Genomic DNA, 14370 nt, shown 5'->3' on the forward strand with positions numbered 1-14370 from the left:
CCCCATAACCCCGCAACACCCTCCTTCTTAGCTTGAAGTCACAGACACCGGCACGAACCGGTGGGTTCAAGCAAAAGAAGGATTTGGATGATGGGCCTTTTCACCAAAAAGAGCATTCACGAGACGATCAAGAAATACGGTTGGAGCAGCAAGGCGGATGGCGGATCCGGCAATGACAAGATCTATGGCTACAGCGTCGACAAGAACACGCTCTATGGCGGATCTGGCAATGACTATGTCGAGGGCTGGGGATCGCGGAATTACCTCTATGGTGGCAGCGGTAGCGACACCATCAAGGGCAAGGGCGTCTATAACTACCTCGTTGGTGGCACCGGGTCTGACAAGCTCTACGGCTATGGCGCGACCAACAAGCTTTATGGGGAAAGCGGCCATGACGCCCTCTACGGTTATGGGGCCTACAACCGGCTGAGCGGTGGTGACCACAATGACGTGCTCAAAGGGTATGGTGCGCGCAATGTGCTTTATGGCGGCAACGATCAGGACAAGCTCTATGGCTATGGTGCCAGCAACCACCTTGATGCTGGCTCGGGCCATGACACGATCTACGGCTATGGTGCCGACAACGAGATGCACGGACATTCCGGCAATGACTATATGGTCGGTACCGGCGCCTCGAACCGGATGTATGGCGGCTACCATAATGACACGATGATCGGCAAAGGTGCCGTGAATGTCATGAAAGGCGGCACCGGCAATGATGTGATCGAGGCCCGTGGTGTGACCAACGTCGCCCATGGTGAAGAAGGCAATGACACGATCAAGGGGATCGGCGGCACCAACACCCTCTATGGCGACAGCGGCGACGACGTCATTGTCGCGACCGGAGGCGTGAACACCGCCAAGGGCGGCACCGGCAATGACCGGATGAGCGCCGAAGGTGGTGTCAATACGTTCTTCGGCGAAGCGGGCAATGACCGCATGGATCTCAGCGGTGGCGTCAACACGGCCAAGGGCGGCAGTGGGGATGACACGATAACCGGTGAGGGTGGCGTCAACACCCTGTTTGGGGAAGAGGGCGATGACCAGATCGCCGCAATTGGCGGTGTGAATACCGCCTTTGGTGGCGCGGGCGAGGACACGATGGTTGCCGAGGGCAGCGACAACGTTCTGCTAACGGGCAAGACGGTCAACACGTTCTTTGGCGGCGACGGCGATGACCGGATCGAGCTGAAGGGCAGCGTCAACACCGCCTCTGGTGATGATGGAGATGACCACATCACGGCAAAGGGCGGGATGAACACGATCTTTGGCAAAGATGGCGATGATCTGCTTGAGATGATTGGCGGCGTCAATACCGCCTCGGGTGGTGATGGCGACGACGTGATACAGGGCCTCGGCGGGGTCAACACATTCTTCGGCGGCAATGGCGACGACGTGATGGAGGCCGCCGGCGGTGCCAACACGATGTTTGGCGGTGCTGGCAAGGACAAGATGACGGCCGCATCACTGACGATCACCGCGCAATCGGGCGAAGAAGGTGACGATACCATGATCGCAATCTCCGCCGGCAACAGCCAGTGGGGTGGTTCCGGGGCGGACACGATCCTGGGCGTTGGGGCCGCCAATCTGCAATGGGGTGGCAGCGGAGACGACGTGCTGGGTGCAGGTGGCAACACCAATGTGCAGTTCGGTCAGGACGGCGATGACAAGCTCTTCGCGCTGGGTCAGCAGAACCTCCAGTTTGGCGGTGATGATGCAGACCTGCTGGTTGGTGTGGGCCTGCAAAATATCCAGCACGGCGGCAAGGGCGGCGACGTTCTGGTTGGCGCGGGCAGTTCGAACATCCAGATCGGCGCAGAAGGCGATGACTGGATGGTCGGTGCGGGCGCGTCCAACATTCAGTTCGGTGCGCATATCTGGTCAGCCATTCCCGAGGATTTCGAGCTTGGTTCGCTGGATATCGACGCCGCACGCGACGCGATCGAACAGTATTTTGAGGTCTCCGCCGCAGAGGATGGCATGAACAAGATGTTGGCCGGTGGTTACGGCAACCTGCAGGTCGGTGGCTCGGACGTCGACATCATGATCGGTGGTGGCCGTGGCAATCTGCAGGTCGGCGGCGCGGGCAATGACGTCCTGCTTGGCGGCGGTCAGGCAAATGTCCAGTCCGGTGGCGCGGGCAGTGACGCGATAGTCGGTCTGGGCCAGATCGGCGTGCAATCCGGTGGCGACGATGGCGATGTGATGCTGGCGATGAAAGTCAGTGGCAAGGTCGGCCTGCAGGTGCAGCACGGCGGCAGCGGCAGTGACCTCATGGCCAGCGAGGGCGACCCGGTGGACTGGGCCTCCAGCACCTGGAGCACCCTCAAGGAGATCGTGACCGACGCGGTCGAGGACAAGGCAGCTGCTGGCAGTACACCTGACGGCGCAGACGTCGAAGCTGTGCAGGAAAACCAGGATACGGAACTGGCCGATACCGCCAAGGACATGATCAAGGACGCATTGCCCACCGCCTTCAACATCCAGTTTGCGGGCGAAGGTGACGACCTCTTCCATGTCGGTGGCGATCTGGGCTTCCAACTGGGTCAGGACGGTAATGACATCTTTCTCGGTGGCGGCAGCTTCAACCTGTCCCTGGGCGGCACCGACAGTGATCTGATGCTGACTTCGGGCGACACGCTGAACTTTTCGTTCGGGCAAGAGGGTGCGGACTGGATGATCGACACGGGCACCTTTGGCGATCTGTTCATGTCCGCGGTTCTGCCGGATCTGCCATCGTTTGATGTCTCCAATCTGCTCGGCGTGGATGTCTTTGCACCCATCAACGAGATGATCGACTTCGCCCATGACGTGAAAGACACGATTGCTGATCTCAACCCGCTTGATGAGATGATCGAAGCGGCTGGCGATGCCATCCAGAGCGTGACCGACGAGGTTGCCGAGGCCACCGCAGACATCCGCTCTTTGCTGGACTATTCCGGCACGCAGATGTTTGGCGGTGCGGGCGACGATATCCTGTCTTCGACAGGTGATATGATCGGCGGTTCGGGTGCGGACACTTACGTCTTCAACTTCGAGAATGACGGCACCATCGACGAGGCAGGCCTCGATGCTTTGAAAGACGCGGGCCGGCTGGTTGATCTGGCCGAAGACGGGATCGACGCTCTGATCGGTGGCGCCGGGGGTACCGACACGATCGAGTTGCGCGATGCCGGGGGTCTCGACGCTGGCGATCTGCGCTTCTGGGTCGATGGCGGCAAGGATCTAGTGATCGTCAATGACGGTGCCAGCCTGCGGATAAAGAACATGTCCGAGGCTGAAACGGCGGTCGAAACCCTGACGATCTGGAACGGTGAAGCCGGGCAGAGCTTCGACATATCCGAGGCCTTTACCGACGGCGCGTTCACGGCCAGATCAGAGTTTGGTGCCTTCAACACCGGCGCGGTGAATCTCGCCGAATATGCAACGGGCATGGTGACACAAAGCACCGTCGACCAGCAGTTCGCCGCCGCCTTCGACGGCTGGATGGCGACGCTGTCGGATGTGACGGGAAACATCCCCGTCATAGGCAACGGCGTCTCAAATGCGGTCGATGTCGTGGATGGTTTTCTCGACATGGAGGTGGTCCTGCCCACGGATGTCTTTGAGCTTGTCTGAAATCCGACACCCTCGAAAAAGGCCGCGATCCTCGATCGCGGTCTTTGCATTGTGAAACATTGGAGATGTTCGAGTGTACGTCACGACGAAGCGTCCCGGCCATATTTGCAAGTAAGAGCGCGTTTGATTTGCAGATGAGCCCGAATTTTCTCAAACCGATACAAACAGAGTTCCCCCGGCACGGTAGCTGAAGGCTTTCAATGTCCAAATCCACTTCAATCAATGCCTGCAGAATCGCAAGTCAAAGGATCCGCAGGTGCGTAGGGAATAATCCAAGTGGCCCAACACCCTCAAGCGCAACCTGATTAAGATATTTCGAGTAATTCCACCGAGGCATAACGAGAGTGAGCAATTTATGTCGTGAGCGAAATGGCGAGCCCTGGAGGACTCGAACCCCCGACCTGAGAATTAGAAGTTCCCTGCTCTAATCCAGCTGAGCTAAGGGCCCGCACTTAACGGGGTGAGGTTTAGTTCACTCCTTGAAAGCAAGTCAACACGGTTCTGGCAGATCACGACCGGGTAAATCGGATCGTCGGCCATGGCAACTGATCAGCCTCAACGACGATCGTCCCAAGCTGCTGCTTCGGGGTTTATTTGAGAGAAATGGTACCGCCTGCTGGATTCGAACCGGCGACCTCTGGATCCACAATCCAGCGCTCTAACCAACTGAGCTAAGGCGGCACTCGTGAAGGGCGATGTACCCAAGCCGACCTGAGATTGCAAGAGGGTCAGAGCGCAATTTTCCAGCTTTGCTCGACCAGATCGACCCCGAAGGAGTGCACCACTTTGCTGCCCAGCAACTCCCACCCGTTGGCGGCATAGAGCGCGCAGGCGGCGCGGTGGCTTTCATGGGTCCAGAGCCGCATCTCGCGATATCCCCGCGCCTTTGCAAACCCCATACATTCAAACAGCAGACGTTTGCCCAGCCCCCTGCCCCGCGCCTCGGGCACCAGCAGGAACAGGCGCAGCTTGGCGGTGTGCTCGTCAAGCCTGACGCAGAAGATACTGCCGAGGCGCTGGCCGTCCTGTGCCGCGATCCATCCGCGTTCGCAGGCGGGGTTGTGGGACGCGATGAACCCTTGCAGGATTTCATCCACAAGGGCACCAAAGCTGTCGTCGAACCCTTCGTCGCGTGCATAGAGGCTTCCGTGCTGCTCAACCAGCCATTCCGCATCCGCGGCCTCGAATCTGCGCAAGATGATATCGCCCATAGGTCATCTCAGACCGAACCGCGCTTGATTCTCAAGCCTTTGCAGGCTAGCAGAGGCGTTCATTCACGGAGGTGATCATGGGCATCAATACCGAGCGCGACATTGTGGCCAATCTGCAGATCGGCCCGACCGATGAGGGCATGGTCCGGCTGTTCATCGAAGCCGATGGTGTTGAGATCCCGATGGATTTCGAACCTGAAGAGGCCGAAGACATCGCCGAGGAAATCCGCGCCGCTGTACAAGCGGCACTTGCCCAGAAGCGATAACCGCTAACGCCCCGGTCCCGGATCGCGCAGCGCCTGCAGGCGACGCGCGGCATGGACCGCGAATTTCTGGATCAGAACCTTGCGCCGCGCGGCGGCCAGCTTGTCCTCGGGGGCCATCCGGATGATCTCGCCACCATAGGCGTCGGCAATGATCAGGCCGGTGTCCTCGGGCAGCAGATCGGTGGGAAACTCGGTATCAACGGCCCAAAAGTACCGGTCGCACCAGTCCAGATAGCCCTGCCACTTGCTGTCCGTCTGAAAATCCTCGCGACTGGATTTGCACTCGATCACCCAGATTTCGCCCTTCGGCCCCAGCCCCATCACATCGACGCGCAGCCCGCGTATGGGCACGAATTCCTCAATGGAAACAAACCCATGACTGGCCAGGTGTCGGGCGACGCCACGCGCAAGTTTCTGTCCGGGTTGCAGATCAAGCATCATGGGTGAAATCGTGAACAATTCGTGAACAAAAATCAAGGCCCTCAATCGAACTTGACATGATACCTTATGGTATCTTATTTATGTGATACCTTTTGGTTTCACAAATGGACTGCCGATGACCACCACACCACAACCCGCCTTTCGTGCCCTGTCGGACCCGACCCGGCGCGAGATCCTGGTGATGCTGTCGCAACAGGACATGACCATCGCCGAGGTCTCGGACCACTTCGACATGACCCGCGCTGCCGTCAAAAAGCACCTGACCGTGCTGAGCGACGGCGGGCTGATCACCGTCGAGCCGCGCGGGCGCGAACGCATCAACCGCCTGAACCCGCAGGGCATGTCCCCGGTCCGCGACTGGATCGCCTATTTCGACCACTTCTGGGACGACCGCCTTGCCACCCTCAAAACCGCCATCGAAGGAAAATTCGAATGAATATCGCTGTCTCAGCCCCCGCCGTTCTGCACAAATCCATCTATCTGCGCGCCGACCGCGAGACCGTCTGGGCCTATCTGACCGAGCCGGACAAGCTGGCGGAATGGTTCCACAAACCCGAACGCCCGCTTGAAGCCGGCGCCAAGCTGGAGATGTTCGGACGCGAAAGCGGTGATCTGCTGATCTGGGGCGAGGTCAGGGCCGCGCGCAAACCGGACTACCTGGAATATTCCTTTACCGTCAAACCGATGGGCGACGCGGTGAGCGTGGTGAAATGGACGTTGGAAAGCGTCGAGGGCGGCACAAGATTGCGCCTTGAACACGAGGGCCTGCCGCAGGGTGCCGAGGCCTTTGGTCTCATTCTGGCGCTCGACAAGGGCTGGGACGAACATTTTGGTGAAATGCGTGCCGCCATCAACGAGGTGGTTCCGGCCTGATCTTCACCTGCCCCACCTATAGCCCCTTGCCATGACCCGCCGCGCACCCTAGTTAGGCGTGTGGCGGGTTCTGCCCCTCTCGTGATAGGTAGCATTCCGGTGGCCTTAAGCAATTCCGAGGGAGCTGGCTCTGTTCGGGTCCTGGCCCGTTTACCTGGCGCCCACCTGTATATACAGGTCCTCGGGAATCAAAGCCTAACGGTTGATCCTTGGTGGTCCCGCCACATTTTCCCGGCCAGATCAGAGCGTTAACGCGCTTTTTTGCCCGGATTTGCAATGGCTCGCACCGGAACAAGATCAGCCGCAACGCGCGATCCGCCTTTCGGCGTGTCGTCTTTCTCGGCCAGGCTCATCACGGCCCAGGCGAATTGCACGCCGGCAAAAACGATCCCATTCATGAACCACAAGATGAAGATGGCCAGAACCGCAACATCCGAGCGCTGAATCAACGTCCAAAGATTGGCGACATCCAGCCAAAGCAGCAGGCCGACGAATATCGCGGCAATACCGAACCCAATCAGAACCTGCGTGATGTAAAGACGAATCAACTTGGGCATGTTCTGCTCCCTTGCAAATCATGCTCAGCATAGCGCATGGTCGCCGGGATTAAACTGCGGCCAATGCGCCAAAAGTGATTTCGGAGTACGAGTGAACAATCTGATACCCTTTGCCGTCAATCTTCTGGATGGCCTCTCAGGACTGCAGGATGATGAAGACCGATGGGAACTGGTTTTGTCCCAACTGGCAGGCGTCGGGTTCAACGCGCTGAACATACTTTGCTTTTCACCGGATAGCGGCGATATTCACTGGGTTCGCAGCTCGATGTCGAAAGACTGGCTGGACCTCTATGATCGAAGCGGTTTCGCGACCGAAGACCCGATGCTTGCGCAGGTCCACAACGGCACCGAAAGCCTTTATGTCCGGGCCGCAAGCCTGCGAAACGGAGGCCGCCACTCAGACAAGATCGTCGCACTGAACCATGGCCTCAAATCCGCAGGCTACATGCATCTCTATTCGCTGGTGGTGCCCTGCCCCGATAACGAAGCGAAGCTGGTGGTGATCTCATCCAACCGTCCCGAGGCTGAGGACGTGATGCGACACCAACAGCGCGAGATGCGGATTCTCGCGACCGTGCTGGCCACCAATCTCGGCGCGGACATGCCAAGCGACCACGGTCGTGTCTACGATTTCGCCGAAGCCTTGCAAGACGGCCCGCGACTGACCAATCGCGAGACCGAGGTGCTGGGCTATCTGGCACAGGGGCACCGCAATGACCGCATCGCGGAACTGCTCGGCCTGTCAGAGATCACGGTTCGCACACATATCCGCAGCGCGCGCGACAAACTGGACGCGCCAACGCGCGAAGCCGCTCTGGTCCGCGCGGTTCAACTGGGGCTGATCGGTTGACATACCATCGGATTCGATAGCTGGCGATCGCGACACGGCCGGTTATGATGCGCGCGTCCGAGCCGCTGTTGTGAGTGACGGTCGACCCGGACGTGTTTGAGAGTACCCATTTAATCATTTCAGACGCGGAACATGCCTGTCATGTCCGCGTCTTTTTCTGTTCTTCTCTGACCGGTCCCGAAATGGCCCCGCAGCTCAGAACGCCTCGGGCTTGGCCTCTCGCGCCATGTGATCGAGCACGGCGTTTACGAAATTGGCCTCGCGCCCTTCGGGAAAGAAGGCGCGGGCGATGTCGACAAACTCGGTGATCACCACCTTGGGCGGCGTCTCGCTTTGCTGCAGTTCGGCACCGGCGGCCCGGAACAGCGCCCGCAGGGTCGGGTCGATCCGTGCGATGGGCCATTTGGCAACCAGCGCCCGGTCGGTCATCTGGTCAACCGGGGCCTGATAATTCACCGCATCTTCAACCAGTTGGCGGAACAGATCGGCATTACCTTCGGCCATCTCGTCGCCCTCATAGACCGCGCCGAACCGGTGATCGAGAAACTCGGCCACCACCGCCTCGACGGTCTGACTGGACTGTTCCATCTGGAACAGCGCCTGCACCGCATAAAGACGCGCGGCGGATTTCATCTGACGTTTCCGGTCGATCGGGCGGATCTTGGGTTGGGTGCTCATGCGGTTTTGGGTCCGTTGCTGTCGCCAGCCAGAAGGATATTCTCGGAAGGCGGTTTGAAGCCGACACCTTTGGTCGAAGCGCCCCATTTACGGCTGAGCGCGATCAGATGCAAGGCCGCAGCAGCAGCGCCGCCACCCTTGTTCATCTCAGCCGGATTGGCGCGCACCTCGGCCTGTGCGCGGTTTTCCACGGTCAGGATACCGTTGCCGATGCAGAGCCCGGACAGGCCCATCATCTGGATCGCGCGGCTGCTGTCATTGCAGACGGTTTCGTAATGGGTGGTCTCGCCCCGGATCACGCAGCCCAGTGCCACGAAACCGTCGAAATTGCACTGCCGGTCGGCCATGGCGATGGCAGTGGGCACCTCGAGCGCGCCGGGCACTTCGACCACTTCGCAGGTGCCGCCCGCCGCCTCGATCTCGGACTTTGCGCCAGCGACCATATTGTCGGCGATGTCGCGGTAGAACGGCGCCACCACGATCAGCAGTTTCACCGGTTTGTCGAATGTCGGGCGTGCCAGCCCCTCTGCGCTGTCGGGTTTGGCCATGTCAGGCGTCCTTCAGAATGGGTCGAGTCTCGACAATGGTCAGCCCAAAGGCATCGAGACCGAGATATTTGGTTTCCGGTGAATCCGTGAGCAGGATCAATTCCTGCAGTCCCATCTTCGACAGGATCTGAGCGCCCAGGCCGGTCTGTTTGATCGTGCGAACCCCATCGTCGTCGCTGGAATAGAGTGAGTTATGGGGCTGCCGGAAGAGACACACGATGCCCCTGCCCTCGGCGGCGATCAGTTCCATGGCGCGGGGCAGTTCGCGGGGAGATTTCGGCCCCAGCCCCAGCACGTCCGACGCCTCGTGCAGCGCATGGGTGCGGGTCAGCACCGGCGCACCGTCAAACACATCGCCCTTGATCATCACCACATGTTCGATCCCGTGGGTCTGGTCGGTAAAGATGCGCTGTTCCCAGTCGCCGCCATATTCCGAGGTCACGGTCTCGCGCGCGGTCTCGACCACCAGATTGTCATTGCGAGACCGGTAGGCGATCAGATCGCTGATCGTGCCGACCTTGAGACCGTGCTCGGCGGCGAACGCCACCAGATCGGGCAGCCGCGCCATGGTTCCGTCAGGTTTCATGATCTCGCAGATCACGCCAGACGGGTTCAGACCCGCAAGCCGCGAGATATCGACCACCGCCTCGGTATGACCGGCGCGCACCAGCACCCCGCCGCGCTTTGCACGCAGCGGAAAGACATGACCGGGGGTGGCGATATGCGCCATCGAGTTCTGCTCGTTGATCGCTGTGGCCACAGTCAGAGCCCGGTCCCCCGCGGAAATGCCTGTGCTGACGCCTTCGCGCGCCTCAATCGAGACGGTAAAGGCGGTCTCATGCCGGGATGAGTTGTTCACCGCCATCATCGGCAGGCCCAGACGGTCGATCCGCTCGGCGGTCATCGGCAGGCAGATCAGCCCGCGCCCATGGGTGGCCATGAAGTTGATTGCCTCCGGATCGGCGAACTCGGCGGCGATGCACAGATCGCCCTCGTTTTCGCGATCCTCGTGATCGACAAGAATATACATCCGGCCGCTGCGCGCCTCGTCGATGATCTCTTCGATCGGGCTGATCGCGTCGCGCAGCTGGGTCTCGACCGGGCCGGGATTTTCAAAGCTCATGGGGCAGCCTTTCGCAGGAGCATTTTCCCGCCCGCAGATAGACCACCTACAGGGCAAACACCAGACCTGCAATCCCTGTCCAGCCACCGCGGAAAAAGATGGGCAAGGAACATCTTTCTTAAAAAAGCCAGATTCGGGCCGTTCGCTGGTCAAACTCAACGGGCAGTTTGCCGCGCAGGTACGGCAGTTTCGCTGGTTTTGACGGGGCATATATGAGTTTGCAAATTGACATTTCGGCAGAGCGGTCAATCCTCGAAACCGCGATCTGGCGCAATCGTTTGCTGCTGGGGATTGTGCTCGCGCACCTGCTGATAGCGCTATCGATCAGCAATGTCGCGGATACGCCTTTCTGGAGCGGCGCGGCGGTGGTGCTTCTGGACATCCTGCAGAGATTGCTGACGGTTGCAGCGGTTTGCCTGATCGCATGGCGGCTCGCCTACGGCATGATTTACGCGAAGCCAAAAAAACCCATTCAGTGGCTTTTGTCTGACATCAAGTCTTTCGTTCTGGATTTCGACAAAATTCTGGACCGGTTGATCTGCATTGTTGCAATCACGGTGATGGCAACGTCGTTCACATTCCTGAAAGACATCGTTCCGACATTGAACCCCTATGGGTGGGACCCATCATTCGCTGCGCTCGACAGGGTACTGCATTTTGGGAGCGACCCCTGGCAATGGCTGTGGCCAGTTCTGGGAACGCCGCCGGTGACCCGGTTTCTGGATATCACCTACGGGCTTTGGTTTGTCCTGCTCTATATCGGCCTCTTCGCCGCGATCTTCGATCCCAGACCGCCAGCCCGCAGCATGGTGTTTCTTGTCGCATTCTCATTGACGTGGATTCTTGGCGGGAACCTGTTGGCCACGGTTTTTTCTTCTGCGGGACCGGTCTATTTTGAAGCCTTCGGGTTCGGGTCCGAGTTCAGCGAACAGATGCAGCAATTGAGCGCGATCGACCAGGCTACACCGCTCTGGAGTTCGGACGCGCAGCAGCTTCTGCTGACGAATTACGACAGCCCCGGAAAGATTCGAGGGATTTCGGCAATGCCCAGCATGCATGTGGCGACAAGCGTGGTTCTGACGATGTTCGCGTTCAGCTATTCCCGCTGGCTCGGCCGGGTCATGGTGGCATTCACCGGGCTCATCCTGATCGGATCGGTTCATCTCGGGTGGCATTACGCCGTTGACGGATATGTTTCGATCCCGCTTACGGTGGCGATCTGGTTCCTGTCCAAAGCGCTGGTCCGGCGTTTTGGTCCGACCTCGGATCAGCCAGACCCGTTTGCGAACACCCGGTAGCGGGACACCACCCTTTTCGAGTGCTCCGGCATTGCTAGTCCACCGGAAGAACGAAACACCGGTCGCGGCGCACAGTCAGCCACATGGCGCGGCCGGGTTCAGGCATGAAGACATTGGGTACCGTCGCCTTCAGCAGCGCGCCATCTACATCCATGCGAAACTCGACCAGGCTTTCATTGCCCAGAAAACGGGCACGTTGCACCACGCCGCGCGCCGCGACGCCGGTACTGGCGGTGGGTAGAGGCCCCGCGCCCTTACGATCGAAGTCAAGCTTCACGTGCTGCGGGCGGAACACGATCTCGACATCGGTGCCATCGGGCACGCCGGGGGCCAGAAACTGCCCGAAAGGCGTGTCGGCCAGAGCGCCATTCACCTGCGCCTGCAGCACGTTCACATCGCTAAAAAACGCCACCGCCGCCTTGTCGGCAGGACGGGTATAGACATTGTAGGGCGCGCCCTGCTGCACGATCCGGCCCCGACGCATCAGCGCGATCTCGTCGGCCATCCGCATCGCTTCGTCCGGCTCATGGGTGACCAGCAGGACGGCGGCATCCTCTTCCTTGAGCAGGCTCAGCGTATCGTCGCGGATGCCATCGCGCAGGCGGTTGTCGAGACCGGAGAACGGTTCGTCCATCAGCATGATACGGGGGCGCGGCGCCAGCGCGCGTGCCAGCGCGACGCGTTGTTGCTCACCCCCCGACAATTCATGTGGATAGCCGTCGATGAACCGCTTCAGGTGTACTTTGTTCAGCAACTCCTCAACCCGCGCGCGTTTGAGGTCGCGCGCGCCCTTGAGGCCAAAAGCCACGTTGTCAGCGACGCTCAGATGCGGGAACAGCGCAAAATCCTGAAACATCAGGCCGATCTGCCGCCGTTCGGGCGGGACGCGGAACACGGTGTCGCAGATCAGCTTTCCATCGACGTAAATCTCACCGGAATCCTGCATTTCGACCCCGGCGATCATCCGCAGTGTCGTGGACTTGCCACACCCCGACGGCCCCAGCAGACAGGTCACCTGCCCGGCCTCGATGCTGAGCGAGACATCATCGACCACCGCACGCCCCTCGAAGCGGCGTATGAGACTGCGCACCTCTAACCGGGGGGCGGGTTTCGGGTCGTCCTGTGCGGTCACGGATGGAGCCTCTTGCCAAGTCCGATCAAATTCATCGGAATTCGGCGAGATTTAGCAGCCCCCCTATTCGCCCGCAACCCTATCGGGCGCACGCTGTGATCCGATCCAGACCGCCATGCAGCCCACGACCAGAACACAGACGCAGATCTGCAGCAGTTGTTCGTATTTGTGGCCGTCATAGAGCAGTGCCGTGACCATTTCGCTGCCCCGGAACAGATAGGCCAGAGCCCCCAGCATCGCCGCCCCAAAGCTGACCATATACGCCCAGAGCGCCACCTGCCGCCCCCCGACCAGCCCGGCCAGCAGCACCGGGGTCAGAAACATCGAGGCCGTGCCCGACACCGCCACCGCGTCAAACAGCGTCTGGTTGCCCCACAGCGTCAACGCCGCGCCCGCCACGGCAAACACCGCCATGGCGATGCGCCCTCCGGTCAGGCTGCGCGGTGCGAGGCGCAGTTCCTCGACCACCAGCCGCGCCGCCGAAGACAGCGCGGAATCGAGCGTCGAGAGGGCCGAGACCAGCAGCGAAACCAGCAGCGCGACGAAAACCCACGCGGGCAAGGACTGCGCCCATGTCCCGATCAACTCGCCCTCATACGCCGCGCCGTCCAGCGCCGCCTGAATGCCGAAGAAGCCAAAACAGATGATGCAGAGCGCCGAGATCCAGAACGCGTGCAGAAAGCTCTTTCGCGTGGTCTCGCGGTCCGCGAGAAAGCCGCGATCCATCATCACCGGATCATGCACCGGGTAGGAAAAGACCTGCAGGAACGCCACCAGCAGCAGCACCCAGCCGTTATGTGCGCCGGACACGCCGTCAGCGCTCAGCACTGCGCCCAGATCGAAACCGGGGCTCAGCACCAGCGCGACAAAGGCCACAGCGAACACCACCAGAAAGACCGACATCTGCAGAACATCCGTCCGCAGCGCCGCATTCAATCCGCCCCAGGCAGAATAGGCCAGCGCCAAAAGCCCGACGGTAACAATGGCGACGGGTGCAGCACTGGCAGTGTCGGGCACCACGGCGGCAAAGATCAGCCCCACCACGATCAGATTGGCAAAGACCTCGGACAGCAGCCGCAGCGCGATCACCAGGTTGTAGCAACCGGTACCAAGCGTGCCGAACCGGTCCCCCAGCCAGTCCTGAACCGAGCGCGCCCCCCCCGCTCGCAGCCGTTGCACCACAAACCCGCCGGTCAGGAACGAGCCGTAATAGGCGGCATAGGCCAGCACCCCCGCGATGCCATAGAAATAGCCCAGAATGGCGGAATTCATCAGCGAGCGCGCGAATATCCATGTCGTTACCTGGCTTAGCACCAGCATCCACAGGCCCGGTGCGCGGCCCTCGTCGCCTGTCCCGCCAAAGAAGCCCGAGACCGAGGCTCGCCGGGGCGCGACCCAGAGGCTTGCCAGAATGATGGCACCGAAAAGGGCAATGATCACGGATACCTGCATGGGACCTCCTGCTGCTGTGTTGCGGCGCAGCTAGCAGGCGGGAGCGGCAACGACCACTCAATTGGGCGTGAGGTTGCGTGTGGTCCATCGTGCGGCTTTGACTTGATGCGGCAGCATCCTGGATCAAGCCTGCTGATCGGTCAGGCAATTCGACCCCACCCCCGGGCAATATTGATCCAGATCGGAGCCGGTGTTCGCAATTCTGATCGACGGCAACACGGCAAAACTAAAATTTCTTTTGTGGTGCGAACGTCCACTATTGCAATGGAAATCGAAACGCGCAGGCGACGATTAAACCTTTCATCCGATTGACTCGCTCTTGC

At 60.1% G+C, this 14370-nt stretch carries 15 protein-coding genes and 2 tRNA genes; 6 read left to right on the forward strand and 11 right to left on the reverse strand.

Annotated elements, in window-relative coordinates; all coding sequences use genetic code 11:
- Positions 1–87: 87 nt before the first annotated feature.
- Positions 88–3618: a calcium-binding protein gene (locus tag M3P21_RS01780; protein ID WP_249706299.1), complete on the forward strand. Its 3531-nt coding sequence runs from the start codon at positions 88–90 to the stop codon at positions 3616–3618.
- Between the two features lie 370 nt (positions 3619–3988).
- Here M3P21_RS01780 and M3P21_RS01785 read toward each other — a convergent pair.
- The 3 genes from M3P21_RS01785 to M3P21_RS01795 all read right to left on the reverse strand — a co-directional run bounded on the left by M3P21_RS01785 (position 3989) and on the right by M3P21_RS01795 (position 4829).
- Positions 3989–4066 (reverse strand) — tRNA-Arg (locus M3P21_RS01785).
- Between the two features lie 156 nt (positions 4067–4222).
- Positions 4223–4299, reverse strand: a tRNA-His gene (locus M3P21_RS01790).
- A gap of 47 nt (positions 4300–4346) precedes the next feature.
- On the reverse strand, positions 4347–4829 hold the full coding sequence (locus M3P21_RS01795) for a GNAT family N-acetyltransferase (RefSeq protein WP_249706301.1): 483 nt from the start codon (positions 4827–4829) through the stop codon (positions 4347–4349).
- Between the two features lie 77 nt (positions 4830–4906).
- Between M3P21_RS01795 and M3P21_RS01800 the strand changes: the two genes are divergently transcribed.
- Entirely contained in the window at positions 4907–5095 is a 189-nt protein-coding gene (locus tag M3P21_RS01800; RefSeq protein WP_249706303.1) for a DUF6324 family protein, read from the forward strand.
- 3 nt (positions 5096–5098) lie between these two features.
- On the opposite strand, the gene M3P21_RS01805 is transcribed toward M3P21_RS01800, so the two are convergent.
- Entirely contained in the window at positions 5099–5536 is a 438-nt protein-coding gene (locus M3P21_RS01805) for an MmcB family DNA repair protein (protein ID WP_249706305.1), read from the reverse strand.
- A 115-nt stretch (positions 5537–5651) separates the two neighbouring features.
- On the opposite strand from M3P21_RS01805, the gene M3P21_RS01810 reads away from it, so the two are divergent.
- The gene (locus M3P21_RS01810; protein WP_249706307.1) at positions 5652–5972 is read left to right on the forward strand and encodes an ArsR/SmtB family transcription factor; all 321 of its coding nucleotides are present in this window, start codon (positions 5652–5654) and stop codon (positions 5970–5972) included.
- Complete coding sequence (locus tag M3P21_RS01815) at positions 5969–6409, forward strand: SRPBCC family protein (RefSeq protein ID WP_249706309.1); 441 nt, start codon at positions 5969–5971, stop codon at positions 6407–6409. Before M3P21_RS01810 ends, M3P21_RS01815 begins: the two co-directional genes overlap by 4 nt.
- Before the next feature lie 248 nt (positions 6410–6657).
- Here M3P21_RS01815 and M3P21_RS01820 read toward each other — a convergent pair whose 3' ends face one another.
- On the reverse strand, positions 6658–6966 hold the full coding sequence (locus M3P21_RS01820) for a hypothetical protein (RefSeq protein WP_249706310.1): 309 nt from the start codon (positions 6964–6966) through the stop codon (positions 6658–6660).
- Positions 6967–7057: 91 nt separating this feature from the next.
- Between M3P21_RS01820 and M3P21_RS01825 the strand changes: the two genes are divergently transcribed.
- Entirely contained in the window at positions 7058–7816 is a 759-nt protein-coding gene (locus M3P21_RS01825; RefSeq protein WP_249706312.1) for a helix-turn-helix transcriptional regulator, read from the forward strand.
- A gap of 195 nt (positions 7817–8011) precedes the next feature.
- On the opposite strand, the gene nusB is transcribed toward M3P21_RS01825, so the two are convergent.
- The 3 genes from nusB to ribB are packed head-to-tail and all read right to left on the reverse strand — an operon-like array spanning position 8012 to position 10165.
- A complete protein-coding gene (gene nusB, locus M3P21_RS01830; RefSeq protein ID WP_249706314.1) occupies positions 8012–8494 on the reverse strand; it encodes a transcription antitermination factor NusB in 483 nt (160 codons plus the stop codon).
- On the reverse strand, positions 8491–9042 hold the full coding sequence (locus M3P21_RS01835) for a 6,7-dimethyl-8-ribityllumazine synthase (protein ID WP_249706316.1): 552 nt from the start codon (positions 9040–9042) through the stop codon (positions 8491–8493). Before M3P21_RS01835 ends, nusB begins: the two co-directional genes overlap by 4 nt.
- Position 9043: 1 nt before the next feature.
- On the reverse strand, positions 9044–10165 hold the full coding sequence (ribB, locus tag M3P21_RS01840) for a 3,4-dihydroxy-2-butanone-4-phosphate synthase (protein WP_249706318.1): 1122 nt from the start codon (positions 10163–10165) through the stop codon (positions 9044–9046).
- A gap of 212 nt (positions 10166–10377) precedes the next feature.
- Here ribB and M3P21_RS01845 point away from each other — a divergent pair, with 212 nt between their 5' ends.
- The gene (locus M3P21_RS01845) at positions 10378–11463 is read left to right on the forward strand and encodes a phosphatase PAP2 family protein (protein ID WP_249706320.1); all 1086 of its coding nucleotides are present in this window, start codon (positions 10378–10380) and stop codon (positions 11461–11463) included.
- A gap of 34 nt (positions 11464–11497) precedes the next feature.
- Here M3P21_RS01845 and M3P21_RS01850 read toward each other — a convergent pair whose 3' ends face one another.
- From M3P21_RS01850 to M3P21_RS01860, 3 genes are all read right to left on the reverse strand, one after another.
- Positions 11498–12595 (reverse strand): ABC transporter ATP-binding protein, encoded by a 1098-nt coding sequence (locus M3P21_RS01850; RefSeq protein ID WP_249706323.1) that lies wholly within the window; start codon positions 12593–12595, stop codon positions 11498–11500.
- 63 nt (positions 12596–12658) lie between these two features.
- Positions 12659–14047: an SLC5/6 family protein gene (locus M3P21_RS01855; protein WP_249706325.1), complete on the reverse strand. Its 1389-nt coding sequence runs from the start codon at positions 14045–14047 to the stop codon at positions 12659–12661.
- 140 nt (positions 14048–14187) lie between these two features.
- On the reverse strand, positions 14188–14370 hold a 183-nt coding region (locus tag M3P21_RS01860), incomplete at its 5' end, for a hypothetical protein (protein ID WP_249706327.1).

It is taken from the genome of Ruegeria spongiae (genome assembly GCF_023502395.1).
GTDB classification, from domain to species: domain Bacteria; phylum Pseudomonadota; class Alphaproteobacteria; order Rhodobacterales; family Rhodobacteraceae; genus Ruegeria_C; species Ruegeria_C spongiae.

What these genes read in the sequence shown, in the direction of transcription:
- M3P21_RS01780 (WP_249706299.1), top strand. Translation starts at nt 88, where the DNA reads ATGATGGGCCTTTTCACCAAAAAGAGCATTCACGAGACGATCAAGAAA.
- M3P21_RS01795 (WP_249706301.1), bottom strand. Translation starts at nt 4,829, where the DNA reads ATGGGCGATATCATCTTGCGCAGATTCGAGGCCGCGGATGCGGAATGG.
- M3P21_RS01800 (WP_249706303.1), top strand. Translation starts at nt 4,907, where the DNA reads ATGGGCATCAATACCGAGCGCGACATTGTGGCCAATCTGCAGATCGGC.
- M3P21_RS01805 (WP_249706305.1), bottom strand. Translation starts at nt 5,536, where the DNA reads ATGATGCTTGATCTGCAACCCGGACAGAAACTTGCGCGTGGCGTCGCC.
- M3P21_RS01810 (WP_249706307.1), top strand. Translation starts at nt 5,652, where the DNA reads ATGACCACCACACCACAACCCGCCTTTCGTGCCCTGTCGGACCCGACC.
- M3P21_RS01815 (WP_249706309.1), top strand. Translation starts at nt 5,969, where the DNA reads ATGAATATCGCTGTCTCAGCCCCCGCCGTTCTGCACAAATCCATCTAT.
- M3P21_RS01820 (WP_249706310.1), bottom strand. Translation starts at nt 6,966, where the DNA reads ATGCCCAAGTTGATTCGTCTTTACATCACGCAGGTTCTGATTGGGTTC.
- nusB (WP_249706314.1), bottom strand. Translation starts at nt 8,494, where the DNA reads ATGAGCACCCAACCCAAGATCCGCCCGATCGACCGGAAACGTCAGATG.
- M3P21_RS01835 (WP_249706316.1), bottom strand. Translation starts at nt 9,042, where the DNA reads ATGGCCAAACCCGACAGCGCAGAGGGGCTGGCACGCCCGACATTCGAC.
- ribB (WP_249706318.1), bottom strand. Translation starts at nt 10,165, where the DNA reads ATGAGCTTTGAAAATCCCGGCCCGGTCGAGACCCAGCTGCGCGACGCG.
- M3P21_RS01845 (WP_249706320.1), top strand. Translation starts at nt 10,378, where the DNA reads ATGAGTTTGCAAATTGACATTTCGGCAGAGCGGTCAATCCTCGAAACC.
- M3P21_RS01855 (WP_249706325.1), bottom strand. Translation starts at nt 14,047, where the DNA reads ATGCAGGTATCCGTGATCATTGCCCTTTTCGGTGCCATCATTCTGGCA.